The organism is Streptomyces sp. NPDC048436 (assembly GCF_043200355.1).
Lineage (GTDB): Bacteria > Actinomycetota > Actinomycetes > Streptomycetales > Streptomycetaceae > Streptomyces.
In genome coordinates, this window is record NZ_JBICXP010000017.1 from 59,090 (window position 1) to 85,241 (window position 26,152).

General features: G+C 69.7%; 26 protein-coding genes. 14 read left to right on the forward strand and 12 right to left on the reverse strand.

The genetic code is table 11. From position 1 onward, the window contains the following. Position 1: 1 nt before the first annotated feature. On the forward strand, positions 2 to 976 hold the full coding sequence (locus ACGFX9_RS36555) for an asparaginase (RefSeq protein ID WP_393483598.1): 975 nt from the start codon (positions 2 to 4) through the stop codon (positions 974 to 976). 109 nt (positions 977 to 1,085) lie between these two features. Here ACGFX9_RS36555 and ACGFX9_RS36560 read toward each other — a convergent pair whose 3' ends face one another. Next, complete coding sequence (locus ACGFX9_RS36560; RefSeq protein ID WP_393483601.1) at positions 1,086 to 1,271, reverse strand: hypothetical protein; 186 nt, start codon at positions 1,269 to 1,271, stop codon at positions 1,086 to 1,088. Positions 1,272 to 1,476: 205 nt separating this feature from the next. Between ACGFX9_RS36560 and ACGFX9_RS36565 the strand changes: the two genes are divergently transcribed. After that, positions 1,477 to 2,394 carry a FadR/GntR family transcriptional regulator gene (locus tag ACGFX9_RS36565; protein WP_393483604.1) on the forward strand — a complete coding sequence of 306 codons (918 nt, stop codon included), beginning with the start codon at positions 1,477 to 1,479 and terminating at the stop codon, positions 2,392 to 2,394. Between the two features lie 36 nt (positions 2,395 to 2,430). On the opposite strand, the gene ACGFX9_RS36570 is transcribed toward ACGFX9_RS36565, so the two are convergent. After that, a complete protein-coding gene (locus ACGFX9_RS36570) occupies positions 2,431 to 2,619 on the reverse strand; it encodes a hypothetical protein (RefSeq protein WP_393483607.1) in 189 nt (62 codons plus the stop codon). A gap of 125 nt (positions 2,620 to 2,744) precedes the next feature. Here ACGFX9_RS36570 and ACGFX9_RS36575 point away from each other — a divergent pair, with 125 nt between their 5' ends. The 4 genes from ACGFX9_RS36575 to ACGFX9_RS36590 all read left to right on the forward strand — a co-directional run bounded on the left by ACGFX9_RS36575 (position 2,745) and on the right by ACGFX9_RS36590 (position 7,778). Beyond that, positions 2,745 to 3,635: a GntR family transcriptional regulator gene (locus ACGFX9_RS36575; protein WP_393483860.1), complete on the forward strand. Its 891-nt coding sequence runs from the start codon at positions 2,745 to 2,747 to the stop codon at positions 3,633 to 3,635. Positions 3,636 to 3,682: 47 nt separating this feature from the next. Then, positions 3,683 to 4,390 carry an HAD family hydrolase gene (locus tag ACGFX9_RS36580; protein WP_393483609.1) on the forward strand — a complete coding sequence of 236 codons (708 nt, stop codon included), beginning with the start codon at positions 3,683 to 3,685 and terminating at the stop codon, positions 4,388 to 4,390. A 343-nt stretch (positions 4,391 to 4,733) separates the two neighbouring features. Continuing rightward, positions 4,734 to 6,854, forward strand: a complete 2,121-nt coding sequence (locus ACGFX9_RS36585; RefSeq protein ID WP_393483612.1) for a phosphotransferase — start codon at positions 4,734 to 4,736, stop codon at positions 6,852 to 6,854. A gap of 24 nt (positions 6,855 to 6,878) precedes the next feature. Next, the gene (locus ACGFX9_RS36590) at positions 6,879 to 7,778 is read left to right on the forward strand and encodes a hypothetical protein (protein ID WP_393483616.1); all 900 of its coding nucleotides are present in this window, start codon (positions 6,879 to 6,881) and stop codon (positions 7,776 to 7,778) included. On the opposite strand, the gene ACGFX9_RS36595 is transcribed toward ACGFX9_RS36590, so the two are convergent. Then, positions 7,759 to 8,505 (reverse strand): ABC transporter permease, encoded by a 747-nt coding sequence (locus ACGFX9_RS36595; protein ID WP_393483618.1) that lies wholly within the window; start codon positions 8,503 to 8,505, stop codon positions 7,759 to 7,761. The two genes, ACGFX9_RS36590 and ACGFX9_RS36595, sit on opposite strands and share 20 nt — an antisense overlap. Beyond that, a complete protein-coding gene (locus ACGFX9_RS36600) occupies positions 8,498 to 9,478 on the reverse strand; it encodes an ABC transporter ATP-binding protein (protein ID WP_393483623.1) in 981 nt (326 codons plus the stop codon). Before ACGFX9_RS36600 ends, ACGFX9_RS36595 begins: the two co-directional genes overlap by 8 nt. Positions 9,479 to 9,604: 126 nt before the next feature. Between ACGFX9_RS36600 and ACGFX9_RS36605 the strand changes: the two genes are divergently transcribed. Continuing rightward, a complete protein-coding gene (locus tag ACGFX9_RS36605; protein WP_393483627.1) occupies positions 9,605 to 10,552 on the forward strand; it encodes a TetR/AcrR family transcriptional regulator in 948 nt (315 codons plus the stop codon). Between the two features lie 75 nt (positions 10,553 to 10,627). On the opposite strand, the gene ACGFX9_RS36610 is transcribed toward ACGFX9_RS36605, so the two are convergent. Then, positions 10,628 to 11,272: a TetR/AcrR family transcriptional regulator gene (locus ACGFX9_RS36610; protein WP_393483630.1), complete on the reverse strand. Its 645-nt coding sequence runs from the start codon at positions 11,270 to 11,272 to the stop codon at positions 10,628 to 10,630. Between the two features lie 151 nt (positions 11,273 to 11,423). On the opposite strand from ACGFX9_RS36610, the gene ACGFX9_RS36615 reads away from it, so the two are divergent. Both ACGFX9_RS36615 and ACGFX9_RS36620 read left to right on the forward strand, forming a co-directional pair. Further along, on the forward strand, positions 11,424 to 13,586 hold the full coding sequence (locus tag ACGFX9_RS36615) for a HelD family protein (protein ID WP_393483633.1): 2,163 nt from the start codon (positions 11,424 to 11,426) through the stop codon (positions 13,584 to 13,586). Between the two features lie 83 nt (positions 13,587 to 13,669). Continuing rightward, positions 13,670 to 14,641, forward strand: a complete 972-nt coding sequence (locus ACGFX9_RS36620) for an SRPBCC family protein (RefSeq protein WP_393483637.1) — start codon at positions 13,670 to 13,672, stop codon at positions 14,639 to 14,641. A gap of 7 nt (positions 14,642 to 14,648) precedes the next feature. Here ACGFX9_RS36620 and ACGFX9_RS36625 read toward each other — a convergent pair whose 3' ends face one another. From ACGFX9_RS36625 to ACGFX9_RS36635, 3 genes are all read right to left on the reverse strand, one after another. After that, positions 14,649 to 16,124, reverse strand: a complete 1,476-nt coding sequence (locus ACGFX9_RS36625; RefSeq protein WP_393483639.1) for a peptidoglycan D,D-transpeptidase FtsI family protein — start codon at positions 16,122 to 16,124, stop codon at positions 14,649 to 14,651. A gap of 130 nt (positions 16,125 to 16,254) precedes the next feature. Beyond that, positions 16,255 to 16,671 carry a VOC family protein gene (locus ACGFX9_RS36630; RefSeq protein WP_393483642.1) on the reverse strand — a complete coding sequence of 139 codons (417 nt, stop codon included), beginning with the start codon at positions 16,669 to 16,671 and terminating at the stop codon, positions 16,255 to 16,257. A gap of 10 nt (positions 16,672 to 16,681) precedes the next feature. Next, a complete protein-coding gene (locus ACGFX9_RS36635; RefSeq protein WP_393483645.1) occupies positions 16,682 to 17,110 on the reverse strand; it encodes a helix-turn-helix transcriptional regulator in 429 nt (142 codons plus the stop codon). Positions 17,111 to 17,337: 227 nt separating this feature from the next. Between ACGFX9_RS36635 and rox the strand changes: the two genes are divergently transcribed. Together rox and ACGFX9_RS36645 are read left to right on the forward strand one after the other, a co-directional pair. After that, positions 17,338 to 18,774 (forward strand): rifampin monooxygenase, encoded by a 1,437-nt coding sequence (gene rox, locus ACGFX9_RS36640; protein WP_393483648.1) that lies wholly within the window; start codon positions 17,338 to 17,340, stop codon positions 18,772 to 18,774. 96 nt (positions 18,775 to 18,870) lie between these two features. Next, positions 18,871 to 19,653, forward strand: a complete 783-nt coding sequence (locus ACGFX9_RS36645) for an oxidoreductase (protein WP_393483651.1) — start codon at positions 18,871 to 18,873, stop codon at positions 19,651 to 19,653. 49 nt (positions 19,654 to 19,702) lie between these two features. On the opposite strand, the gene ACGFX9_RS36650 is transcribed toward ACGFX9_RS36645, so the two are convergent. Further along, the gene (locus ACGFX9_RS36650; protein WP_393483654.1) at positions 19,703 to 20,596 is read right to left on the reverse strand and encodes a LysR family transcriptional regulator; all 894 of its coding nucleotides are present in this window, start codon (positions 20,594 to 20,596) and stop codon (positions 19,703 to 19,705) included. Positions 20,597 to 20,758: 162 nt separating this feature from the next. Here ACGFX9_RS36650 and ACGFX9_RS36655 point away from each other — a divergent pair, with 162 nt between their 5' ends. The 3 genes from ACGFX9_RS36655 to ACGFX9_RS36665 all read left to right on the forward strand — a co-directional run bounded on the left by ACGFX9_RS36655 (position 20,759) and on the right by ACGFX9_RS36665 (position 22,314). Beyond that, positions 20,759 to 21,220, forward strand: coding sequence for a helix-turn-helix domain-containing protein (locus ACGFX9_RS36655; RefSeq protein WP_393483657.1), 462 nt, complete (start codon positions 20,759 to 20,761; stop codon positions 21,218 to 21,220). Positions 21,221 to 21,244: 24 nt separating this feature from the next. Beyond that, entirely contained in the window at positions 21,245 to 21,838 is a 594-nt protein-coding gene (locus ACGFX9_RS36660) for a hypothetical protein (protein WP_393483660.1), read from the forward strand. Between the two features lie 137 nt (positions 21,839 to 21,975). Beyond that, the gene (locus ACGFX9_RS36665; RefSeq protein WP_393483863.1) at positions 21,976 to 22,314 is read left to right on the forward strand and encodes a DUF2516 family protein; all 339 of its coding nucleotides are present in this window, start codon (positions 21,976 to 21,978) and stop codon (positions 22,312 to 22,314) included. 41 nt (positions 22,315 to 22,355) lie between these two features. Here ACGFX9_RS36665 and ACGFX9_RS36670 read toward each other — a convergent pair whose 3' ends face one another. The 3 genes from ACGFX9_RS36670 to ACGFX9_RS36680 all read right to left on the reverse strand — a co-directional run bounded on the left by ACGFX9_RS36670 (position 22,356) and on the right by ACGFX9_RS36680 (position 26,144). After that, the gene (locus ACGFX9_RS36670) at positions 22,356 to 23,549 is read right to left on the reverse strand and encodes a PP2C family protein-serine/threonine phosphatase (protein ID WP_393483663.1); all 1,194 of its coding nucleotides are present in this window, start codon (positions 23,547 to 23,549) and stop codon (positions 22,356 to 22,358) included. Between the two features lie 420 nt (positions 23,550 to 23,969). Beyond that, positions 23,970 to 25,058, reverse strand: coding sequence for an NlpC/P60 family protein (locus tag ACGFX9_RS36675; protein WP_393483666.1), 1,089 nt, complete (start codon positions 25,056 to 25,058; stop codon positions 23,970 to 23,972). A 258-nt stretch (positions 25,059 to 25,316) separates the two neighbouring features. Then, the gene (locus ACGFX9_RS36680; RefSeq protein WP_393483669.1) at positions 25,317 to 26,144 is read right to left on the reverse strand and encodes a class I SAM-dependent methyltransferase; all 828 of its coding nucleotides are present in this window, start codon (positions 26,142 to 26,144) and stop codon (positions 25,317 to 25,319) included. Positions 26,145 to 26,152: the final 8 nt, after the last annotated feature.

A 26,152-nucleotide genomic window follows, 5' to 3' on the forward strand; every position in this document is an offset into this window, starting at 1 on the left:
GATGACCTCCACGTCCGCCGAGTCCGCCACCCCTGTCATATCCCCGGTCCTCGCCGAGGTCGTACGTTCAGGCTTCGTCGAGGGCCGTCACAGGGGAAGCCTGGTGCTGCTCGCGGCGGACGGCAGTGTCGAGCTGGCCATGGGGGACGTGAACGCCCCCGTCTTCCCGCGGTCCGCCAACAAGCCGATGCAGGCCGCCGCGGTGCTGCGGGCCGGCCTTGAGCTGTCGGGCGAGCGCCTCGCGCTGGCCGCGGCGAGCCACTCCGGGGAGGGCTTCCACCGGGACCTCGTCCAGAAGATGCTGGCCGAGTACCGCCTGACGGCGGCGGACCTGCAGTGCCCGCCGGATCTCCCGCTGGACGCGGTCGAGGCCGAGACATATCTGGCAGCGGGTGCCGTTCGTGACCGGGTAACGATGAACTGCTCCGGCAAGCATGCGGCGATGCTCGCGGTGTGCGACCTGAACGGCTGGCCCCGGGACTCCTACCTGGACCCGAGCCACCCCCTCCAGCAGCTGATCCTCCAGGTCGTCGAGGAGGCGGCGGGCGAGCGGGTGGCGGCCGTCGGCACGGACGGCTGCGGCGCCCCCCTGATGGCGATCTCCCTCACCGGCCTCGCCCGCGCCTTCCGTCACTTCGTCCTGGCCCCCGAGGGCACGGCCGAGCGCCGCGTCGCGGACGCGATGCGGGCCCACCCCGAGTACGTCGCCGGGACGCGCCGCCCCGACACCTGGCTCATGCGGGAGATCCCCGGGGCCCTCTCCAAGATGGGCGCCGAGGCGGTCCAGGCGTTCGCCCTGCCGGACGGCCGCGCGCTGGCCTTCAAGGTGGACGACGGCGGAATCCGGGCCCTCGGCCCTGTCCTCGCGAGGGCGCTGCGCCAGGCGGGCGTGGACGGAGAGGTCCTTGCCCGGGTGGGGCGGGCGCCGCTCCTTGGCGGAGCTGCCGAGGTGGGGGAGATACGGGCGGCGTTCTAGGGGGGCTCCCCGGGCCTCCGGAAACGCTCTGTCACCTGTGTTGTTGCTGTGCTGATGGCTGACCGGACTCCCGGCTCCCCTCCGGATGGGAGCCCGGTCAGCCAGCTTTTCAGCCCGACTGGGCGAGCAGCAGGACGAGGATCATGGCCCCGACGCCGCTGATTTTGGTGTTCTTGGCTTTGATGCCCACGGTCAGCAGGACGAAGGCGACGATCCCCAGCGGTCCGTACTTCCACTGGATGAGCTGCTCGAACCCAATGGCGAGGGCGGCGATGACGATGGCGATGAGCGGCATGACGTTCCCCCTTTCGGGATGGGGCGCCGGGCCCCGTCCCATCCGGTCGGCAGCCGTCCCCCGGCCAACCACTGGCGGCCAACCCCGAAGGGTTCTGCCAGCTTGACCAAGTTGGCTACCAACTTCACCTGAGTTATCTCCGTGATGGCTCGATTAATAACCACTTGGTGAGCAACTCCCCAAAGATGGCGCGAAGTTGTACTGTTTGGTTGTGAGCCCGGAACATGCCCCAGTCAATGGGATGAAGAGGCCGCACAGGTCTCACCGCGACGTGGCCGACGAGCTGCGTGACCGGATCAGGTCCGGCGCGCTGCGGCCGGGCCAACGCATGCCGACCCAGGCCGAGTTGGCCGACGAGTTCGGCGTCGAGCGCGGGGCTGTACGTGAGGCGCTGCGCATCCTTCAGGGCGAGAACCTGCTGGCGAACGTGTCCAAGGGGAGTCCGGCCACGGTCGCGGAGACCTCGAGGCACGTGCTGTCAGGACGCGGCAGTGTCGAGCCGCAGCCCACCACGGTCGGCCTCGCGCCGCGCATCGCCGCCGCGTTCGAGGCCCCGCACGTGGAGATCGACGCGCTCTGTCTGACGTCCATCTCGCTCACGATGGCGATCGGCGAACCGCTCCGTCAGATTCACGCCGGACAGCGGAAACCGGCCAAGGTCGACGTCCGGGTACTGCTGCCGAGCCGCGACATCGACCTCGCCTTCCCGACGGCGGTGGACGACGAGGACGACGAGGACGGCCAGGTGCACCGGCGCTGGCTCGACCAGCGGAACGCGCAGGGGCAGGTGCTGCGCCACAACCTCCTCGCGCTGCGCGCCTCGCACGGCATCGACGTACACGTCTCGTTCCGCGCGCTGCCGTTCACGCCGCCGGTGAAGTTGTACCTGATCAACGGCTCGGAGGCGCTGTTCGCGTACTACACCCTCGTCAAGCGGGGCGAGGAGATCGACCACGAGTACCTGGAGATGTACGACGCCCAGGGCGCGCAGTCGATGCTCTTCCCCTTCCAGCAGGGCGACGGGCTGCGGGACACGACGTTCGTGGAGCAGTCGCATCTGTGGTTCAACGCGCTGTGGGGCACGATCAGTCAGGACCTGCGGTTCGCGCCGGGCCGGAAATAGCCGGGCCTCTCGCGTACGGCCAGGTCGTGGGTACGTCTAGAGCGCGGGGCCGGTCATCATCAGGGCGAGGACGATGGCGCCGATGGAGCTGCAGGTGGGGCTCTTCGCCTTGATTCCGACGGTCAGCAGGAGCAGTCCGACGATGCCGATCGTCCCGTACTGCCACTGTACGAACTGCTCGAACGTGACGGCGGACACGGCTGCGAGGAGGGCTATGAACGTCATGGTGGTTCCCCCTTCTGCCATCTTGGGTAAGTTGGCAACCAACTACACTTGAGTTGTCCCCACTTGGTACGACCTCATAAACAACTTCAGGACAACTCCCGTGAGATGGCGACGAGTTGTATCGTCTGGTCGTGACCCAGGAGAACGTTGCAGTGAACGGCAGCAGAAAGCTCACGCCCCAGGACATCGCCGACACCCTCCGCGACCGCATCCGCACCGGCGACCTCAAACCCGGTGACCGTCTCCCCACGCAAGCGGTGCTCGCGGAGGAGTTCGGCGTGGAGCGGGGGACGGTGCGCCAGGCGCTGAAGACGCTGCAGTCGGACGGCCTGCTGGCCAATGTGAGCAAGGGAAGCCCGCCACGGATCGCGGCGGAACCGCCGGGGGTCACCGGGGCGGCCGTGGAGCCGCAGGCTTCGATGGTGGGTCTCGCGCCGCGGCTCGCGGCGGCGTTCTCCCAGCCGCATGTGCGGATCGATGTGGTGTCGTACACGGCGGAGACGTTGATGATCGCGCTGGGTGAGCCGGTGCGGCACATCCACGAGGGAACGATCCGGCCCGAGTCGATCACCGTGCGGGTCCTGCTTCCCAGCAGCGACATCGACCTGGCCTTCCCCAGGCCGATCGAGGGTCCGGACGAGGGCGGCAAGGTCCACCGGCGCTGGCTCGCGCTGCGCAACACCCAGGGTCAGGTGCTGCGCCACAACCTGCGCGCGCTGCGGGCCTCGCACGGCATCGACGTGGACGTCACCTTCCGCGCGCTGCCGTTCACGCCGCCGGTGAAGCTGTACCTGCTCAACGGCGCGGAGGCGCTCCTGGCCTACTACACGATCGAGCGCAGCACGCTCGACTTCGACAGCGCGGAGATCGAGGCGTTCGACGTGTCCGGGCTGCGATCTCCCCTCTTCTCCTTCGAGAAGGGCACGAGCCCCCGGGACGCGGCGTTCGTGGACGAGTCTCAGAAGTGGTTCGCCGCCCTCTGGGCAACCATCGCGACGGACCTGACACTTTCGTAGTGACTCCTGATACGACGCGGACGACGCCGACGACGCAGACTGAGCAGATGGCAGAAGAGATCGAGAAACTGCGAGAACTGATCGTTCCCGCCCGCTTCGTGCTCTTCGACTTCGACGGGCCCATCTGCCGGCTCTTCGCCGGGCACTCGGCGGAGCTGATCGCGGGCGAGCAGGTCCGCTGGCTGGAGGAGAGGGGGCTGCACGGACTGCTTACCAAGGAGGAACGTGCGGAGCCCGACCCGCACGCCGTGCTGCGGGCCGTCGACCGCAGGCACTCCGGCAGCGATCTGGTGACGGAGCTGGAGGAGAGGCTCACCCAGCAGGAGCTGCACGCGGTGGCGTCCGCGTGGCCCACGCAGTACGCGGACCCCCTGATCATGACGTGGCACGCGATGGGCTCGCGCCTGGCGGTGACGACGAACAACTCCCCGCGTGCGGTGACCCGTTACCTGGAGGGGCGGCACATATCCCACTGCTTCACCCCGCACATCTACGGCCGCACCAAGGACCTCCACCTCCTCAAACCACACCCGCACTGCCTCAACCGCGCCCTGAACGCGATGGGCGCGAAGCCCGCGGCGGCCCTGATGATCGGCGACGCCCCCACGGACTACGAGGCGGCCCAGGAGGCAGGAGTGAACTTCCTCGGCTACGCACGCAACGAACGGAAGGCGAAGCTGCTGAGGGGGGCGGGGGCGGAGTGCGTGGTGGGGTCGTTGGAGCCGGTGTTGAGGGTTTTGCGGGGGGAGGCCTGAGCGCTCGTGCGGTCAGGCCCGAAACGGGCTCGGCACTCCCGCACCGGCGCGGGAACCACGAACTCGCACCGGCGCGGGAACCACGAAACGGAAGTTTCTCGAACGTCCCGCCCTCAGGAGTGGCGCTTCCCCCGTTGAGCCCATTGTTTACCGTCCTCGCGTCGTCCGGGGCCTCTTGCGCCACTAGGGTGTGCATCACTTTCGCCATCCTCGCGTGACTATTCAGGAGTGGCCCGTGGGCGTGTTGCCCGTGCCCAGTCCCCCGTCCCTGGTGTATGGGGATGCGGCCGATACCGACGACGCGTACGAGCCGTTTGTGCGTCACGCGCTTCGGTACGGGAAAATGAGCGGGGGCCACCACAACCGGAACTACGTGCTGCCACTCACGGAGCCGATGGCCCGGCTGGTGGGCCGGGAGGCCGGGACACCCGTCACCGTGCGGATGCGCAGGCAGGACGCGCTGCCGGTCGTCATCCGGACGTGGCAGGACGAGTCGGAGATCCTGCGGGCGATCAAGGGTGTGCTGCCCCACGTGCCGGAGTGCCTGGCCAAGGGCAAGGACTCCGCGGTCCACAGCTACGTGGAAGGCGTGCCGTTCTCCAGCATCAGCCAGAACAGCAAACCGGTCGACTCCCTGCTGATCAGGGCGCTGGCCACACTGCTCGCGCAGATGACCCAGGTGCGCAGGGACGCGCTGCCTCCGCTGCCGGCGGACTGGTCCCGCACCGACAAGGGCGGGCAGTCGTTCCTGCGGACTCTCGCGTACTTGGCGGAGCGCCAGATCCGGCAGCCCAATTGGACCGAGTTCGGTGGCCTGTTCGCGGCACTCGGCATCCCCGAGGACGCGATGCTCAGGCTTGCGGAGCGCGTGCCCAGCATGACGCGCCGTCCCTACAGCCTGCTCCACACCGACCTGCACCGCGACAACGTGATCTTCTCCTATGACGGTGAGCCGCCGCTGATCTGCGTGGACTGGGAGCTCGCCACCTACGGAGATCCGCTCCACGACCTGGCCACCCATCTGGTCCGTATGCGGTACCCGGAACATCAGCGGGAAGAGGTGATCGAGTCCTGGGTGGAGGCGATGGAACGCCTCAGACCCAGGGCGGTCAACGGTTTGGACCAGGATCTGGAGCACTACGTCGCCTTCGAATACGCCCAGTCCGTCTACCCGGACGTCATGCGTGCGGCCAAGTCGCTGGGCGACACGCCTGATCAGAAGAGCCTCGACGAGGCGACCGACGCGGTGCGCAGAGCCTTGGAGTACGCCGCTGTTCCCCTGCAACTGCCCGGAGTGCCCGACAAGGAAGAGATCCAGCGGGTCCTGTTCCGCTGGCGTGCGGCCCGGTCCGACGGACGTTCCGGGGGGATCCGCCAGAGCACCCCGATCTCCTGGGAACCCAACCCGCGCGTGCCGGAGCACCCGGTCTTCCCCCGGTCCGCCGTAATCGGCGCTCTGATCGGCGAGGGGGCCGCGCCGGGTTCCCGGGTGTTCAAGGGGACGGCCCACCTCAACACCGTGGTCAACGTGGACGGGATCGACTTCCCGGTCGTGGTCCGGCGAAAGCTCAGCTCGGCCGAGCGCCGCGAGCGCAGCATCCTCAGTGAGCACGCGGTGCTGCGGGTCATCGAGAAATCAGGACAGCCGGTGCGGGCACCCCTCGTACTCGCCCTGGGCACAAGCCACTTGAGTGACCAGTTCGCCATCCATTCCTACGAGGGACCGGGCGACGGATATCTGCCACCGGATCACCCCGTGAACGGACTGCGCCCCAGCGAGGCGGACCACCTGGTGGACCAACTGCGTGCGTTGGCCCGCATCGACACCAGGCAACTGGACCCCACCGCCCACGAGAAGAACTTCTACCGCTGGCTCTGCGATGAGCTGGTGCGCCTGGTCGTGGCTCTGCCCAAGGAGTCCCAGCAACTGGCCAGGGAGCTCGGCCTGCCGGTGGGGGTCCGGCTGCGGGAGCTGCTGAGCCGCCACCGGCTGACACCCCGCCGTTCGGCCCTGCTGCACGGAGACCTCAACCCCTGGAACCTCGTACGCCACGAAGACGGCCGCGAACTCACCGTCATCGACTGGGAGATGGCGATGATCGGCGATCCGCTGTACGACCTGGTCCGCCACATGCATCTCACCCCGACCCGCGCAGAGATCAGGCAGCGCATGTTCAGCCGCTGGAGCGTCACCCTTCCGGAGGCGTGCACGAAGGGGTGGGAGGAGGACTGGCTCGTGTACCGCTGGATCGAAGTGGTCCGCTCGGCCTACGTGGACCTGGACCGACTGGTCACCGGCACCGGCCTGGACGCCCCCAACGTGCAGCGTGCCGTGGACTCGTACGCGATGACACTGGACGCTGCGATGGCCTCACTGGGGCTGCGCCGCCCCCCGACGGCCAATCCCTATCTTGCCCGGGCGCTCCCACACGGAGAGCATGGAGGGCTGAGGGCGACGCCATAGAGGCTTGCTCGGGGGAGGGCTCTCATGGCGGAAAGCGTGGGCGGATGGCTGCGGCGGTACCGGGCGCGGTTCGAGTCGGCGGCCACGCGGACTCTGCTGCTCGCCGTCTTCGTGACAGGACTGACCGCGCAGTTCGTGAAGCCGGTCGGAGACGCTCTTGAGGGGCAGGCGTTTCTGGGGGGAGCGCTGCTCAGCCTGGTCGGCTATGTGCTGTACGACGCGGTCAGCGAGCTCGCGGTCTCTTCCCGGCCACCCGACCGGGGCCTCGTCAGCTCCCGTGATCTCGGCAGGCTCGTGAGCGATGCCTTCCACTCCAGGAAAGTGGAGATCTGTTTCCTCGGCTATACGGGCGAGACGCTCTACAACGAGCTGTACCACCGGCTCGAAAGCCTTCTGGACGACCCGGGGCCGACAAAGCGGGTGTCGATCAGGATGCTGATACCGGACTTCGGCCGGGAGATGGCGGTCCCGTCACTCGTCGGCCCCGACGGGAGGCCGGTCGACTACCCCGAGTTCCGGGCTCGGATGGAGGCCAAGTGCCGTGAGTACGACCAGATTCTCTCCCGCCTCGCGGACCGGCTGACCGCCGACGGCAGAGTGACGGTGCAGTGCGAGTACCGGCTCTACAACGGGGACCCACGGGACAAAGTGTGCATCTTCAACAAGGAGTTGGTGCTGTGCGGCCTCTATGACGTGGTCGCCACCATGTCCCTCCAGGATCCCCACTGCGAGGTCTACGACCCCAAGGGCTACAACACCGACCTGGCGGTCCGCTCCCGGAAGGAGGGGACGGCTGCCGCGGAGACGGCCGTCTCGACGCAGATCAGTCACTTCGAGGGGGTGTGGAGTCTGGCGGCCACGCCGTCCTGGCGCCGGCCCCCGACTCCACCTCCCGCCCCGCCCCTCACTCCGTCCGCCTCCTGAACAACGCCCCCGAAGCCCCCACCGACGCCGCCAGAATTCCCGCGCACCAAGCCAGCGCCACCCACGGCGTCGACCCCACCGGCTGGTCGAGGAGCAGGCCCCGCAGGGATTCGATGACCTGGGTCACCGGTTGGTTGTTCACGAAGCCCTGGAGCCAGGTGGGCATCGTGTCCGGTTCTACGAACGCGCTGCTCGGGTACGGCAGGAAGCTCACGAAGAACGTGAAGCCGCCCGCCGCTTCGGGGGACTTGGCCAGGAGGCCCACCGTTGCCGACAGCCACGACAGAGCCAGGATGAACGCCAGGAGGATCGCCGTCGCCGCCAGCCAGCCGGACGGGGTCGCCGACGGGCGGAAGCCGATCGCGAAGGCCAGGGCCAGGACCAGGGTCGTCGCGATCAAGTTGCGGGCCACCGAGGCGAAGACGTGGCCCGTCAGGATCGGCGTACCGCCGATGTCGAGGGAGCGGAAGCGGTCGATGATCCCGCCCTTCAGGTCCTCCGTGACCGCTACCGCCGTGTTCGACGAACCGAAGCCGGCGCAGAGCAGCAGGACGCCGGGCACGACGTACCTGAGGTACGTCTGCGTGTCCGTTTTGATCGCGCCGCCGAAGAAGTAGACGAAGATCAGGAGCAGCATCACCGGGAGCGCCATCGAGGTGATCAGCGCGTCCACGTTGCGGCGGCTGATGCGGATGGCGCGGCCGGTCATGATCAGGGCCTCAGACATGGGTCAGTCCCTTGGGTGCGTTCGCGGGGTTCGTCAGGGAGAGGAAGACGTCGTCGAGCGTCGCCGTGCGGAGGGTGAAGGTCCTCAACTCGCTGCGGGTCGGGTCCAGTTCGTCCAGCAGTTTTCGTACGTTCCCTGCCGTGCCGTCCGTCGGGAAACCCAGCGTCAGGGTTTCGGGGGAGTGGTGCGTGGCTCGCGGGGTCAGCCGGATGTAGGCCTCCTGGCTGGTGACCGTCGCGTCCAGGCGGTGGCCGCCCGCCACCCGGGACTTCAGGGCCGCCGCCGAACCCTCCGCCGCGATGACGCCCTCGTGCAACACCGCGATGTGGTCGGCGAGTTGGTCCGCCTCCTCCAGGTACTGCGTGGTGAGGAAGACCGTCGTGCCCTGGGCCGTCAGGTCCCGCACCACCGCCCACATCTCCTGGCGGCTGCGCGGATCCAGGCCCGTCGTCGGCTCGTCGAGGAAGATGACCGCCGGGTCGCCCACCAGGCCCGCCGCCAGGTCCACGCGACGGCGCATGCCTCCCGAGTATGTGCGGACCATGCGGTCGCCCGCTTCCGTGAGGCCGAAGCGCTCCAGGAGTTCGGCGGCCCGGGCACGGGCCACCTGGCGGGGCAGGCCCGCGAGCCTCGCCATCATGCGGAGGTTCTCCGCGCCGCTCTGTGTCTCGTCGACCGCCGCGAACTGTCCGGTGAGGCTGATCGCGCGGCGGACCTCGCGACGGTGCGTACGGATGTCGTGGCCCGCGACCCGTGCCGTGCCCGCGTCGGGCGTGGTGAGTGTGGTGAGGATGCGGACGGCGGTCGTCTTGCCCGCGCCGTTCGGGCCGAGGAGGGCGAAGACGGTGCCGGGCGGGACATGGAGGTCGATGCCGCGCAGGACGGTGACGGCTCGGTTGCCGGAGCCGTAGGTCTTGGTGAGGTCTGTGGCCTCGATGGCCGGGGTGAGGGCGGGGGCTTGAGGGGTGGGCATGGGTGTCTCCCCGTTCGGTGTCGCGGCAACCCTTACTGCGTAAGGCTTACGCATTACTGAGTAAGGGTTACGCAGAACTACGATGTGCGTCAAGCACGGCAGCTCAGGAGAAGGTGGCGGCGGGTTATGGCGGCAGACGGTGAGGGCGCGCGGGGCGAAGGGGGCCCAGGGGGCCCAGGGGGCGCGGGGGACACGGGGGGCGCGGGGGGCCCGGGCGGCACGGGGCTGTCCGCGAGCCTCGAAACGGCCTGGGGGCTGCGTGAACGCCCCTCGAAGGGGCCGAAGCCGGGGCTGAGCCTCGACCGCATCATCGACGCGGGCATCGCGCTCGCCGCCGCGGAGGGGATCGGGGCGGTCTCCATGGGGCGGGTCGCCAAGGCGCTCGGCGTCTCGCCGATGTCCCTCTACCGGTACGTCTCCTCCCGGGACGAGCTGTACGTCCTCATGCAGGACACCGCCACGGGGGCTCCGCCCGAGCTGCCGTCGGACGTCACGGGGTGGCGGGCGCGTCTGGCGTGGTGGGCGCGGGCCCAGCGGGACGTCTTCCGGCGCAATCTGTGGCTCGTACGCATCCCCATCACTTCACCGCCCGCGTCGCCCCACTACCTGGAGTGGATGGAGCAGGGCCTCGCGGCGCTCGACGACAGTGGCCTGGCGGAGGGCGGGAAGCTGTCCGTGCTCATGCTGGTGGGCGGGTTCGTACGGAACGAGGTCACGCTCATGGCCGATCTGGACGTGGCCATGCGGGAGGGGGGCCGGGAGCCCGACGAGGTGATGCGGCAGTACGCGCGCACCATCGACGCGCTGACCTCGACCGCCCCGGAGCGGTTTCCCGCACTGCGGCGGACGCTCGCGGCGGGGGTCCTCGACGTGGCGGACGCCCAGGATACGGAGTTCGAGTTCGGGATCGAGCGGGTGCTGGACGGGGTGGCGGTGTTGGCTGAGGGGCCGGGGGGTGTGGGTGACTCGGGTGCTGGGGAGGGCTCGCATGCTGCGGGTGCTGCGGGTGCTGCGGGTGCTGCGGGTGCTGCGGGTGGCTCAAGTGGTGCGGGTGGTGTGGGTGCTGCGGGTTGAGCTGAGGGGGCGGGCTTCCCCCGCTTCAGGGCTCCAGCAGCGCCTTCCCTGGCGGCGGGTCCTCCTGGGCGCCCCTCACGCGTACCGCGCCAGCCCCGACCGCAGCTGTCCGAACGCCCGGTTCGCCGCCGCCGCCGCCGTCGGCCATACCGCCTCCGCGCTCTCACCCGCGTCGATCCGGCGCCAGTTCTCCAGGGCGAGGATCCGTTGTACGGCGACGATCTGGCCGGCCGCGAGACGTGCGGCCAGGGCGTCGTCCCCTCCCGATGCCTCGTTCAACGCCTCGCCGAGGGCCCGCTCGGTCCGCTCCTGGTAGCCGTACAGCCTGGCCACCAGTGACGGCGTGCCGTACAGCAGGCGGTGGAAGGCGAGGACGTGGGTGTTGTCGCACAGCCCCGTCACCGGATCGTGGCGCTCCAGGCCGTCGAGGAAGTGGCGCTGCAGGGCGTCCAGCGGGGCGCGTTTCGCGGGGCGGGCGGCGGCGACGATCCTGGCCGCTTCGTCCACGTGGTCGGCGAAACGGTGGAGGACGAGGTCCTCCTTGGCCGGGAAATAGCGGAACAGGGTCGGCTTGGAGATGTTGGCCGCGGCCGCCACCTCCGCGACCGGCACCTTCTCGAAGCCCTTCTCCAGGAAGAGCGCGATCGCCGCGTCGGAGACGGCCTCGTACATCCGCTGCCTCTTGCGCTCGCGCAGGCCCATTTCTTCGTCGTCCGTCATGGAGTGAGCCTAGCGCATCCTTGATACTCGGTAACGAAACTAACTTAGTATCGGAAGTGACTCAGTAACGAAAATGACTCAGTAGTGGAAGTAACTCGGTAACGAAGCTGACGCGGTTATAAATTTAACTTGGTTACATTATTCTGGCCGCATGACCGACGAGATGACCAAGGGCGTCACCCTCACCCCACCCCTCGACGCCGCCCTGACCCAAGAACGCGCCTTCCATGACACCTGCCGCACCGCCCTCACCGGCATGGTCGACGGCGCGGAGGAGCAGGACGTCAGCGGCGCCGACGTCTCCGCGTCCGGCGCCGACGCCGAAGTCCTCGGCTACCAGTTCCGCAGCCACGCCAAAGCGATGCGCGAGCTCCCGGAAGCACCCCTCTTCTTCGGGCGACTCGACTTCGCCGCCGACGGCCCCGAAGCCGACGAGGCAGGCGATCACCGCGGGCAGAGCTACCACATCGGCCGCCTCCGCATCACCGAACACCCCTCGGTCCCGCCCCTGGTCGTCGACTGGCGTGCCCCCGTCTCCCGCGCCTTCTACCAGGCGGGCGCCCGCGACCCCCAAGGCGTCGCCGTCCGCCGCCGCTTCGGCTGGGCCCCCGGCAGCAAGGGCGACTCCGCCGACCTCACGGGCCTGGAGGACGAGCCGCTGACCGGCGGCACGGGCACTCCGAACACCCCGGCCGCGATGAACAGCCCGGCCGCCCCGAACACCCCGGCCGCCCCGAGCCCCCCGCTCGCGCCGCCCGCGCAGGGCAGCCGCATCCTCGCCGGTGAGATCGAGCGCCCCCGCGTCGGCCCCATGCGTGACATCGCCGCCACCATCCAGCCCGAGCAGGACGACCTCGTACGCGGCGAACTCACCACATCCGTCTGCGTCCAGGGCGCCCCCGGCACCGGCAAGACGGCCGTCGGCCTGCACCGCGCCGCGTACCTCCTCTACACCCACCCCCAGCGGGTCCAGCGCGCCGGACTGCTCATCCTCGGGCCCAACCGCACCTTCCTCCGCTACATCGCCGAGGTGCTCCCCTCCCTCGGTGAGACCGGCGTGCGGCAGTCCACCGTCGCGGACGAGATCGCCAGGACCGGCGCCCCCGTACGCGCCCAGGACAGCGAGGCCGCGGCGAGCGTCAAGCACGACGCCCGCATGGCCGCCGTCCTGCGCCGCGCGCTCTACTCACGTGTCGTGCCGCCCGCCAACTCCCTTGCGGTACCGGACGGTTCGTACACCTGGAGGGTCGCGCTCGACGACCTGGAGCGGATCATCGCGGACGTACGCGCCGAGGAGCCGCCCTACGGCGTGGGCCGCGAACGCGTCCGCACCCGCGCCGTCCGGCACATCCAGGAGCAGGCCGAGCGCCGCGCGGGCGCCGTGAACAACGCCTGGCTGCAGAAGATCTCCCGCGCCAGGGCCCTCTCCGCCTTCGTCGACGCCGCCTGGCCAAGGACGCGGCCCGAAGAGGTGCTCGCCTCCCTGCTCGCGGACCCACACGCCCTGGCCGCCGCGGCCGAGGGCATTCTCCAAGCCGACGAGCAGCGGGCGATCGGCTGGACAAGGCCGCCGCGCTCGTACAAGTCGGCGAAGTGGTCCGCCGCCGATCTCGTCCTGCTCGACGAGCTCGCGGGGCTGCTCGAACGGCCCGACGGCTACGGCCACATCGTCGTCGACGAGGCGCAGGACCTCTCCCCGATGGAGACCCGCGCGATCGCGCGCCGCGCCGGCTTCGGCTCGCTCACCGTCCTCGGCGACCTCGCCCAGGGCACCACCCCGTGGGCCGCCCGCCGCTGGCCCGAACTCCTCGCCCACCTCGGCGCACCCGAAGCCTCCATCACCCCGCTGACCACCGGTTTCCGCGTCCCGAAGGCGGTCGTGAGCCTCGCCAACCGCGTCCTTGCCTCGCTCGACGTCGACGTACCGCCCGCGCGATCGCTGCGTGCGGACGGTGAGTTGCGGATCCGGGAGGTACGAGATGTGGGCGCCGCCACCGTCGACGCGGTGCGGGTGGCGCTGACGCGCGAGGGCTCGGTCGGTGTCATCGCCGCCGACGCGGACACCGGACGGCTCCGCGAGGCCCTCGCCGATGCGGGCATCGAGGCCGCGAGCCCGGACGAGCTGGGCGCACGCGTGACGCTGCTGCCCGCGTCCGTCGCGAAGGGCCTGGAGTACGACCATGTCGTGGCCGTCGAGCCCGCCGCCATCGCGGAGGCGGAGAGCCGCGGGGCGAGCCGCCTCTACGTGGTCCTGACCCGGGCGGTGTCACGGCTCGACGTGCTGCACAGCAGGGCGCTGCCCTGGGAGGAGTAGGCCGGGCGAGGGCGACGGCGCGAGGGGCTCGCGTCGACTTACAGTCAGGACGTCGACTCCTCATTCATGGACGGTGACCCCTCATGAACCCGCACACCGACTCCCTCACCCCCGCGGACGACGGCCACAGCGTCCTGCGCATGGAGCGCCGCCTCGCGCACCCGCCCGCCCGGGTCTGGGCCGCGATCACCCGGCCCGAGCATCTCGCCCAGTGGTTCCCCTCCGAGGTGACGGTCGACCTGCGGCCCGGCGGGGCGATGGGATTCCACTTCCCGGGTGACGAGGGCCCCGGCATGACCGGCGAGGTCACCGACGTCGAGGAGCCCCGCCTCTTCGCCTTCAGCTGGGGCGACGACCACCTGCGCTGGGAGATCACCCCGGACGGCCCCCAGGGTGCCGATGGCCGCCAGGGCCCCGAGGACCCCGGTGGGCAGGGCTCGCTCCTCACCCTCATCCACACCTTCGGCGACCGCTTCGGCGCCCCGAGCTTCGCCGCGGGCTGGCAGCTGTGCGTCTCCGCGCTCGGCCAGTTCCTCGACGGCGGGAAGGCCGAGGTGAGCCGGGACGCGGGCGAGCTGCACGAGGCGTATCTGGAGCAGTTCGACCTGGGCCACGGCACGGTGACCGGTGACGGCATCCGGTTCGAGCGGCAGCTGGTGCGGTCGGCGGACGCGGTGTGGGCCGAACTCTGCGACGGCGAAGTGCCGTTGGAGGGCGATACGGCCCCGGACGGCTTCCTGGCGGACGGCGTATCCGCGGGGCCGGTCACGGAGCTGCGGGCCCCGGAGTCACTCACGTACGCCGTGTACCCCAAGGGCGAGGTGCGCTGGGAGCTCGGTCAGGGCACGGGTTACGGCGCCCGGCTCGTCCTCACGCAGAGCGGCCCCTTCGAGGACGCGGCGGACAAGGACAGGCACAAGGACAAGGACAAGGACAAGGACAAGGACGAGGCGCTAGCCGCCTGGCACGCCCGCATCGAGCGACTGGCGGGACAGCTCCTGGAGGGGCCGAGCAGTTCCCGGAGCCGTGGCCCGGCCGCACCGCCTAATCCTTGAGCACCTCCTAATCCTTGAGCACCGCCTCCATCACCGCCTTCGCGATGGGCGCCCCCAGCTTTCCGCCTGCGATCTCCGAGCGCGGGATGTTCATGTCCTTGGGGTCGACGAACACCGCGACCGCGACCGGCGACGAGCCGTCGTCCTGCTTGGCGTAGGAGACGAACCAGGCGTACGGACGTTCGTCGTTGACGTTCGAGCCGTGCTGGGCGGTGCCGGTCTTGCCGCCGACCGTGACGCCGTCGATCTTCGCCTTGTTCGCCGTGCCCTCCTCGACGGTGTTCTCCATCATTTCCTGCACCTTGCCCGCGGTGTCCTCGGAGACCGCCTGGTTGAGCACCCGCGGCTTGCCCTTTTCGATCGTCGAGAGGTCCGGGCCGCGCAACTCCTCGACCAGGTAGGGCTTCATCACCTTGCCGTCGTTGGCGAGGCCCGCGGCGACCATCGCCATCTGCAGCGGCGTACTGGTCAGGCTGCCCTGGCCCATGCCGGTCAGCGCGGTCTGCGGCTTGTCGAGGTCCTCGGGGTAGCTGCTCGCGGACGAGCGCACCGGGATGAACTGCTGCTCGTTGAAGCCGAACTTCTCCGCCGTCTCGCGCATATCGTCGTCGCCGACCTTGAGCGCGGTGTCGAGGAAGACGTTGTTGCAGGACCACTGCATGCCGACCTTCAACGAGGCCTTGTCGCAGGGCGCGCCGGGCACGTCGTTGCCGATCGTCGTGGAGCTGAGCGGCAGCTTGTACGGGGTCTTGGCGCCGGTGGGCTTGTTGATGTCGTCGACCACGCCGTGTTCCAGGGCGGCCGCCGCGGTGAGGATCTTGAAGGTGGATCCGGGCGGATAGACCTCGCGCAGCGCCCGGTTGGAGAGCGGCTGGTCCTTGTTCTTCCTGAGCTTCGTGAACTCCTTGCTCTCCGCGGCCGAGATGCCGGCGAAGACCGAGGGGTCGTACGAGGGGGTGCTCGCCATCGCGAGCACCTTCCCGGAGCGAGGGTCGAGCGCGACCACCGCGCCCCGGGCGTTGAGGTCCACCAGGCCCTGATAGGCGGCCTGTTGGGCCTTCGCGTCGATGGTGGTGACCACGTCGCCACCGCGCCGCTTCTCACCGGTCAGCATGTCGACGGTGCGCTTGATGAAGAGCCGGTCGTCGTCGCCGCTGAGTACGTCGTTCTCGACGCCCTCCAGGAAGGTCGAGCCCTGGGCCTGCGAGAAGTAGCCGGTGATGGGGGCGTACATCGGGCCGCTCTTGAAGACCCGCTTGTACTTGAAGTCCGTCCCGCTGACTTCCTTCGAGCCGGTGACCGACTTGCCGTCGACGATGATGTCGCCGCGGGGGTGCGAGAACGCCTCGATCTGGACGCGCCGGTTCTTCTCGTGCTTCGCCAGCGAGTCGCTCTCGGCGAACTGCACCCACGTGGCGCGCAGCAGCAGGGCGAGTGTGAGCACGCCACAGAAGACGGCTATGTGGCGCAGCGGCCTGTTCATACGGTCCCCCAAGACCCGTGAAACCAGAACGTGATGACGATCCATCATGCGCATGGCTTTACGGTTCTTTCCCCGTTGTGGCCAAATGGTCACACTCGGGCGCTCCGGAGGACCTCGACGGCGAAGGCCTTTACTTCTCGCGGGGCTGGTTGAACCGCAGCATGTTTCCGGCCGGGTCGCGGAAGGCGCAGTCCCGTACGCCGTAGGGCTGATCCATCGGCTCCTGGAGGACCTCGCCGCCCGCGGCGCGGATCCGCTCGAAGGTGGCGTCGCAGTCGTCCGTGCGGAAGATGACGCCGCGCAGCAGGCCCTTGGCCATCAGCTCGGCGACCGCCAGCCGGTCGTCGGCCGAGGCGTTCGGGTCCGCGAGCGGCGGTTCGAGGACGATCTCCACGTCCGGCTGGGACGGCGAGGCGACGGTGACCCAGCGCATCCCCTCGAATCCGACGTCATTGCGTACTTCGAGACCGAGTACGTCTCGGTAGAAGGCGAGCGCCTTGTCGTGGTCGTCGACGGCGATGAAGCACTGGGCGAGGTTGATGTCCATGCACGTCACGCTAGGGGCCGGGGGCGGGCTTCGCTTCTCCGTTCCTGACCGGCCGGGTGTGGATCTTGGCGACGCAGGCAGGGATGGCGGCGCCGTCCGCGTGGTCGCGGGCCCGGTAGGCGCTCGGGCTCTCGCCGACCAGTTCGGTGAACCGTGAGCTGAACGAGCCGAGTGACGTACAGCCGACCTCCATGCAGACGTCGGTCACCGACAGATCACCGCGCCGCAGCAGCGCCTTGGCCCGCTCGATGCGGCGGGTCATGAGATAGCTGTACGGGGTCTCGCCGTAGGCCGCGCGGAAGCTGCGCGAGAAGTGGCCCGACGACATGAGGGCGTCCCGTGCCAGCGCCGGGACGTCCAGCGGCTGCGCGTAGTCGCGGTCCATCCGGTCACGGGCCCGGCGCAGTCGGACGAGATCGTCGAGAGGCACGCGGGTCATGTTGGACACGGTACGACTCCGGCCTGGTGATGGCGCGGCAAAAGACCCGGCCGAGGAAATGGCAAAAAGAAAAGGCAAGGAAGTTGACCCACTCCTTGCCACTTCCAACATATAGCGCACCCGGGGCCTTGCGGCAAGGCCCCCATGGTGATGCAGAATCTCCAGCCGAAGCCGGAACCTGCCGAAATCAGAGTTTCGCGAATTACATCGCACAATGGGGGATTCTCGTGACGGACGTGATCGTGGTCGGCGGCGGACCGACCGGCCTGATGCTGGCCGCCGAACTGCGGCTGCATGGCGTGCGCGTGGTCGTGCTGGAGAAGGACGCGGAACCGACCAAGGTGGTCCGCGGGCTAGGCCTGCACGTGCGCAGCATCGAGGTGATGGACCAGCGCGGCCTGCTGGAGCGGTTCCTCCCGCTCGGTGAGCGGCACATGGTCGGCGGCTTCTTCGCCGGCCTCGGCAAGTCGTGGCCGGAGCGCCTCGACACCGCGCATTCGTACGTCCTCGGCATTCCGCAGACCATCACCGAGCGCCTGCTGCTCGAGCACGCCACGGAACTCGGCGCCGAGATCAGGTACGGCTGCGAACTGGTCGGACTGAGCCAGGACGAAGAGGGGGTGAGCGTCGAGCTGACCGACGGCACACGGCTCCGCTCGCGTTACCTCGTCGGCTGCGACGGCGGTCGCAGCACGGTCCGCAAGCTGCTCGGCGTCGGCTTCCCCGGCGAGCCGAGCAGGGTCGAGACGCTCATCGGCGAGATGGAGGCGACCGCGGACCCGCAGGAGCTGGCCGCCACGGTGGCCGAAGTCCGCAAGACACAGCTGCGGTTCGGCGTCGGGCCCCTGGGGGACGGGGTGTACCGCCTCGTGGTGCCCGCCGCGGGGGTGAGCGAGGACCGTGCGAGCGCGCCGACCCTGGAGGAGGTCAAGGAGCAGCTGCGGATGTACGCGGGCACGGACTTCGGCGTCCACTCACCCCGCTGGCTCTCCCGCTTCGGCGACGCGACCCGGCTGGCCGACCGCTACCGCGTCGACCGGGTGCTGCTGGCAGGCGACGCGGCGCACATCCACCCGCCGACCGGCGGCCAGGGCCTCAACCTCGGCGTCCAGGACGCGTTCAACCTCGGCTGGAAGCTGGCCGCCGAGGTCAACGGCTGGGCGCCGGAGTCCCTCCTCGACAGCTACCCGGACGAACGGCGCCCGGTGGCCGCCGACGTGCTCGCGCTCTCCCGCGCGCAGATTCACTTGATGTCCACCGAGCCGGGACCTCAGGCGGTGCGCCGGCTGATGTCGGAGCTGACGGACCTCGAGGAGGTGAACCGGTATCTGATCGAGAAGCTCACCGCGATCGCGATCCGCTATGACTTCGGCGAGGGTCACGAACTCCTCGGCCGGCGGCTGCGGGACGTGGAGCTGAAGCGGGGCCGCCTCTACGGCCTGATGCACGCCGGCCGCGGCCTGCTGCTCGACCAGACCGGCCGGCTCTCGGTGGAGGGGTGGGCGGACCGCGTCGATCACGTCGTCGACGTATGCGAGGAGCTGGACGCGCCCGCGGTACTGCTGCGCCCTGACGGCTACGTGGCGTGGGTCGGCGACGACCAGTCGGAGCTGCTCGGCCAGTTGCCCAAATGGTTCGGCGCCGCGGCGACCCGAACGCCATAGGAATTCCCTATGGCCCCTGCTGCTATTTCGTCTTTGCCTCTCCTTCTTTCGCGTACGTACGGTGAATGCAATTACGCGATCGAAAGGACCGGTGGCATGACCGCAATGGGAAATGAATCAGAAGCGGGAACGCAGGAACTCGCGGGAAAGCGGGCCGTGGTCACGGGTGGTTCGCGCGGAATCGGAGCGGCCGTCGTGCGCCAGCTCCTGGACGCGGGCGCGGAGGTGCTCACGACCGCCAGGTCGGCGACGAGCACGGTGCCGGAGGGGGCCGCCTTCGTCAAGGCCGATGTGCGGACACGGGCCGGAGCGGAGGCGATCGCCGCGGCGGCGCGGGAAACGCTCGGCGGCGTGGACATCGTGGTCCACAACGCGGGTGGGGCGCGGCCTTACGAAGAGGCCTCGGCCATCCCCGACGAGGAGTGGCAGAACGCGCTGGACCTGAACTACCTGGCGTCGGTGCGGCTGGACTCGTTGCTGGCACCGGCCATGCGGGAACAGCGTTCGGGGGTGATCGTGCACGTCTCATCGGCCGCGGTACTCACCCCGGTGGGCCCGTTCCTGCACTACGTGGCGGCGAAGGCCGCGCTGGAGACCTACAGCCGGGGACTGTCCCTGGAGCTGGCCCCGTACGGGATCCGGGTCAACACCGTCACTCCCGGCAGGGTCGCCACCCCCGGCGGCGAAGAGACGCGGGAGCAGTGGGCGCGCCTGAACGTGGCGCCGGGCCAGACCAACGCCGACGACACCCCGCCGCTGGGGCGCGAGGGCCTGCCCGACGACATCGCCGACGCGGTGCTGTTCCTGGTGTCCGGCCGGGCGAGCTGGCTGACCGGCAGCAATCTCGTCGTGGACGGCGGCGAATTCCCAAGGGGCTGAAGAATCAAGCCATAGGGAATTACGCCAGAAGGAATCACGACAGAAGGGATTACGCCAGAAGGAATTCGGCGGACGCCGTCCAGGTCTCTTTGCGCAGGAGTTCAAGCAGCGCCGTCTCCGCCGGGCCCGCGCCCTGCCGGAGCACGGCGATGACCGGCTGGGACACCACCGGGGACACCGGGCGTACGAGGTGCTCGTGACCGTGGGGCACCGCGGAGGCCGGGACGAGCGTCGTCCCGAGGCCGTGGGCGGCCCAGCGCACGGCCGTCGCCGTCTGGGACACGCGGGCGGCCGTGGCCGGGGTCAGATCGTTGTCGCGCAGCGCGTTCATCAGTACGCCGTCCAGCGCGCTGTCACGGTCGAACCTCACCCACGGCTCCCCCTCCAGTTCGCGCAGCTCGACCCGTTCCGCGGCGAGCTGCCGGTGCCCGGCGGGGAGGACCACGACGAACTCCTCGTGGCCGAGGTGATGGGCGTCGGCGGGGCTCCGGTCGCACGCCGCCATCAAGGCGAGGTCCAGCACGCCACGGCGGCACAGCCGGTCCAGTTCGGCGGAGCTCTGCTCCTCGAAGACGGTGACCTCGAGCCGCGGATAGCGGCGACGCAGCGCACCGAGCGCACCCGGCAGCTGCCGCGTGCCGAAGCCCAGCTGCACGGCGACCACCAGCTCGCCCACCAGCTCTTCGGCACCGGCCCGCGCCGTCGCCCTGGCCCGCCGCGACGCACTCACCGCGACCTCCGCCTCCCGCAGGAACGCGCGGCCGACCGCGGTGGGCACAAGGCCGCTCGGCGTGCGGGCGAACAGCTCCACGCCGAGCTCCCGCTCAAGCCCGCGGATCTGCTGGGACATCGACGGCTGGGCGACGCGCAACAGCTCCGCCGCCGCCGTCACCGAGCCCTCCTGGGCAACGGCCAGGGCGTACTCGTACTGACGAAGACTCATCGGCTCCCTCTGCCATCGCTGTCATCGTTGCCGTCTCTGTCATTGCTGTCAGAGCAAGCAACTCCGTTCCGGCGGCGGGGATTCCCCGGCTCCGCAGTGGCGTGGCGCACTTTTGCAAGCATCTGCTTGCAAAAGTTAGCAAGGGCCAGGCACTATCGGCGTATGGCATCACTCAACGTCGGCAATCTCGGTGAGTATCTGCGCGAGCAGCGGCGCAACGCGCAGCTGTCGTTGCGGCAGCTCGCCGACGCCGCCGGAGTGTCCAATCCGTATCTGAGCCAGATCGAGCGCGGCCTGCGCAAGCCCAGTGCCGACGTGCTGCAACAGGTGGCCAAGGCACTGCGGATCTCCGCCGAGACGCTGTACGTCCGGGCCGGGATCCTCGACGAGAAGGAGCGGGACGAGCTGGAGACGCGCGCCGTCATCCTCGCCGACCCCTCCATCAACGAGCGGCAGAAGCAGGTCCTGTTGCAGATCTACGAGTCGTTCAGGAAAGAGAACGGCTTCGAGGTCTCGGAGTACGCCGGCGACTTGGCGTACGCGGATGACGTGGACGCCACCGCTGACGGCCCCCGCACGGCCGACGGCAGTGATGCCAGCCCGAAGGACCATCCCTCAAGCTGACGCGAATCCGGGAGGACCATCTCCATGGCCATCAAGGACGACCTGCGCAACACCTTCACCGACACCACCCCCGCCTACTTCGTCGTCGGCACCGCCGACCTCGCGTTCCAGCAGGCGAAGAAGGTGCCGGGCGCCATCGAGCAGCTGATCGCCGAGGCGCCGGCCCGTATCGACGCCGTGCGCAACACCGACCCCAAGGCTGTTCAGGACAAGGCCGTCTCCCGCGCCAAGGGGGCGCAGGAGACCATCCAGGCCAAGGTCACCGAGCTGCTCGGCTCACTCGACACCGACCTGAAGAAGGTCGGCGAGAGCGTGCAGGGCATCGCCCTCACCTCGGTCGGCGTGGCCGCCGAGTACGCGGTCAAGGCGCGCGAGAAGTACGAAGAGGTCGCCGAGCACGGCGAGCAGGCCGTGAAGACCTGGCGCGGCGAGGCCGCCGAGGAGATCACCGAGCTCGCCGTGGCCGTCGAGCCGGACGCCCCGGAGGCCACCGGCACCGTGACGGACACGTCCACCACGTCGGCCACCGCGGCCCCGGAGAAGAAGCCCGCCGCCAAGAAGGCGCCGGCCGCCCGCAAGGCGACGACGGCGAAGAAGACCACCCCGCCCGCCAAGTAGGCGCGCGGCAAGGCGGTTCTCAGCCGACGGGCCGGGCACTCTCGAAGTGCCCGGCCCGTTCATTTGATAGCGGGTACGGTGGCCGCGTACTCAAGGGATGGCTCCAAGAGCCGGGACTGGTGGTGGACGTTGTGCTGATGCAGGGGTTCGCGAACTTCATGTGGCTGCTGTCGCTGGCCCTGATCGTCTTCAGCGGCTTCGCGCTCGTCGACGCGGCCGTCCGGCGTGAGGACGCCTACCGCGCGGCCGACAAGAAGACCAAGCCGTTCTGGCTGATCATCCTCGGGCTCGCGTTCATCGTGAACCTGATCTTCAACATCCTGTCGTTCCTGCCGATCATCGGGCTCATCGCGACCATCGTCTACATGGTCGACGTGCGCCCCGCACTGCGGCAGATCACCGGCAAGGGCGGCGGCGGTGGACGCCGCGGCTCCAGCAGCGACGGGCCTTATGGGCCCTACAACGGCGGGCGCTGACCAGCGATCCCGCTGACCAGCGACCCCGTGCCCACCCGCCGCTAGCGGTCGCGGTCCAGGAGCAGGACCGCCACGTCGTCCGTCAGGTCGCCGCCGTTGAGCTCGCGCACCTCGTTGACCGCGGCCTCCAGGAGCTCCTCGCCCCGCAGGCCCGCGGCGATCTGGCGGCGGACCATCTCCACCATGCCGTCCTGGCCAAGGCGCTGGTTCCCCTCGCCGATGCGGCCCTCGATCAGGCCGTCCGTGTAGAGCATCAGGCTCCACTTGCCGCCGAGCTCGACCTGGCGCCGCGGCCACCGCGCGTTCGGCAGGAGTCCGAGCGCGGGGCCGTTGTTCTCGTACGGCAGCAGCTCGGCGAGGTGGCCGTCGCGGGCGATCAGCGGCGACGGGTGCCCGGCCAGGCAGAGTCCGGCGCGGCGGCCGTCAGGGGCGATGTCGACCGTGCAGAGCGTCGCGAAGATCTCCTCGTCGGCGCGCTCGTGCTCCAGGACCTTCTGCATGGTGCCGAGCAGCTCGTCTCCGCACAGGCCCGCGAAGGTCAGTGTCCGCCAGGCGATGCGCAGCTCGACGCCGAGCGCCGCCTCGTCGGGCCCGTGGCCGCAGACGTCGCCGATCATGACGTGCACGGAGCCGTCGGGGGTGCGCACCGTGTCGTAGAAGTCGCCGCCGAGCAGTGCCCGCGAACGCCCCGGGCGGTAGCGCGCGGCGAACCGCAGCGGTGAGCCGTCGAGGAGCGGCGTCGGCAGCAGGCCGCGCTCCAGGCGGGCGTTCTCCTGGGCCCGCAGGCGTGACTCCGTCAGCTGGCGCTGGGCGGCGTCCGCGCGCTTGCGCTCCACGGCGTACCGGATGGCGCGGCTCAGCAGCCGCCCGTCCAGCTCGTCACGGAAGAGGTAGTCCTGGGCGCCGACCCGCACGGCCTCCGCGCCGCCCTCGGTGTCGCCGCTCGCGGTGAGCGCGAGGACGGCGTGCCGGGGCGCGAGGCGCAGGACGTGCTTGAGCGCGGCGAGCTCGTCCTCGTCGTCCTCGGCGGCCGTGGGGCTCGTCAGGGCGAGGTCGAGCAGGATGCAGTGCACGTCGTCGGTGAGCAGTCGCTCGGCCTCGGTGAGGTTGCGGGCGGTGCGGATACGGATGGGCTTGCCCGCGGCGTCGAGCATCCGGGGGATGCTGAGGGAGCCCACGGGGTCGTCCTCGATGACCAGGAGGCTGAGGCCGTTGCCGTTCGCCTGCTGGTCCATGTCTCCGGATGTCGGAGCGGGTACGGGTTCGGGCGCCTGCACGGGTGCGGGCGTCTGCGTCTGCGCCTGCGTCGGCGTCTGTGTCGGCAGAGCGTGAGCCTGACCGCCTTCCGCGGCCGGGATCGCTCTCTGCCGCGGTATGGGTACGGGCATGGCTTCGGTTTCCTTCCCTCCCCCCGAGGGCATGGTGGATCGACGGTCGAACGCTCCACCGACGGGGACCATAGCGTTAGCCGACGCCCGATTGGAATGGCGCGCGGCAAACGGCCACCGTCATATGCCGCATCAAGGACCGCAATTGGGCACGACAGGTCCCGGGGGGAATGACGAACATCACGCCGGGAGGGTTGAGCGGCGGGCGCGGGGGTGCGGTGGGTCACATGACCTACGGCACAGGGCGGCTTTCCGGCCGGAATCCGCCTACTTGTCCGGTCGTACGACCCCGAGGATCTCCATCGATCCCGCGCCCGCGACGGTGACATCGCGCCCGGGCCGCGGCGCGTGCACGATCGCGCCGTCGCCCACGTACATCCCCACGTGACTGGCGTCGCGGTGATAAATGATCAGGTCACCGGGGCGCATGTTCTTGATGTCGACGTGCGGCAGCTGCTTCCACTGCTCCTGCGACGTACGAGGAATCCCCTTGCCCGCGGCGGCCCAGGCCTTGGTCGTGAGCCCGGAACAGTCGTACGACGACGGGCCCTCGGCGCCCCATACGTACGGCTTGCCGATCTGCGCGGTGGCGAACTCGATGGCCTTCTTGCCCGGTCCTGTCGCCTTGCCCTTGATGTCCTTCAGGACGCCCGAACTCACCCACGCCGACTGCTCCTTGAGCGCGGCCGCCTCCTCCAGCTTCCGGAGCCGCTCGCGCTCCTTCTTCTCGAGCTGGGACTCCATCTCCTCGGCGGCCGCGATCTTCTTCTTGATCTTCTTCTTCGACTCGGCCTTCGCCTTGCGGTTGGCTTCCAGCTTCTTCCACTGGGCGGTGGCGTCCTTGGCGTAGATCTTCAGGTCTTCCTGCGTCCGCTCAAGGTCGGTCAGCATGCCTTTGGCGGCCTTCTGGCCCTGCCGCATCCGGCCGGCGCCCTCCAGGAACTCCTGCGGGTCGTCGCTCAGCATCAACTTGGCCTCGGCGGGGACCCCGCCGCCGCGGTACTGGGCGCGGGCGGCGGCGCCCGCGCGGGACTTGAGCTTGTCCAGCTTCTGCTGGCCCTTGGTGATGGAGCGGGCGAGCTTCACGATCTGCTTGGACTGCTTCTCGCTCTTCTCCTCCGCCGCGTTGTACGCGTCCGTGGCGACGCCCGCGTCGTGGTAGAGCTTCTCGATCTCCTTGCGCACGTCCTCAAGCGGCTTGGTCTTGCCGGGCGTTGGCTTCGCCGGACTCGCGTAGGCCGCGCCCGGAGTGCTCAGCACCGCTGCCGCGCAGATCAGCGCAAGGCCAGCCACAGTCGAACTCCGCTTGCCGGTCACGTCCGCCTCCCCCAAGAGCTGATTTACCGTCAGTAACATACGGTTGCCACCGGGATGGTGCCATGCCGACGCGCAATGCGACAGAGCACGAAAGCAACTCCGGTTCCCACCCGCCTCATGTGACGAACGGCACGCGGAGATCGTTCCCCGCCCAGCGCCCCGCACGCGGAGTTCACCCGCCGCCGCCTCGCGAATTCACCCGACGGCACCCTTCGCGTTCACTCCGGCCGCGGAGACGACGCCCTCACCCTCGCTGCTGAGCCGGGCGCCTTCGCCCCTGCCGTGGGGTCGGCGCCTTCACCCCCGCCGCGGAGCCAGCGCGTCCCACCGCACGGTCACTTCGCCCTGCCGCCACCGCGCGGCCCCGTCCACCACCGGCCAGTCCGTGGCAAGTTCCCGCACCGTCCTGATCCACCGCTGCCGGGCGCCGTACGAGGCGAAGGGTGCCGCCGCGGCCCAGGCGCGGTCGAAGTCGCGCAGGAACGCGTGCACTTGCTCGCCCGGCACGTTCCGGTGGATGAGCGCCTTGGGCAGCCGCTCGGCGAGGTCGGAGGGCCGCTCAAGCGACCCGAGGCGGGTCGCGAAGGTCACCGTGCGCGGTCCCTCGGGGCCGAGCGCGACCCAGACGTGCCGCCGCCCGATCTCGTCGCAGGTCCCCTCCACGAGCAGCCCGCCGGGCGCGAGCCGCTCGCACAGCCGTTCCCACGCGGCGGCGACCTGCTCCTCGTCGTACTGCCGGAGCACGTTCGCGGCCCGGATCAGTGCGGGCCTGCCCGGCAGCGGGACCTCGAAGCCGCCGTGCCGGAAGGAGAGCCCTTCCCTCTCGTACGGCTTCGCGGCCGCGACCCGCGCCGGATCGATCTCGACGCCGACCACGCGCACGCGGGGCGCGGCGGTCCTGAGCCGGACGAGCAGCTCGACGGCGGTCCAGGGGGCGGCTCCGTAGCCGAGGTCGACGGCCACGGGGCCGGTGTCGGAGTCAGAGCCGGATCCGGAGCCGGTGGCGTGCCGCAGTGCGGCGCCGTGCGTGGCGGCGATCCAGCGGTCCATGCGGCGCAGGCGGTTGGGGTTGGTGGTCCCGCGCGTCACCGTTCCCACGGGGCGGGAGGGGGTGCGGGAGGCCATGGGCAAAG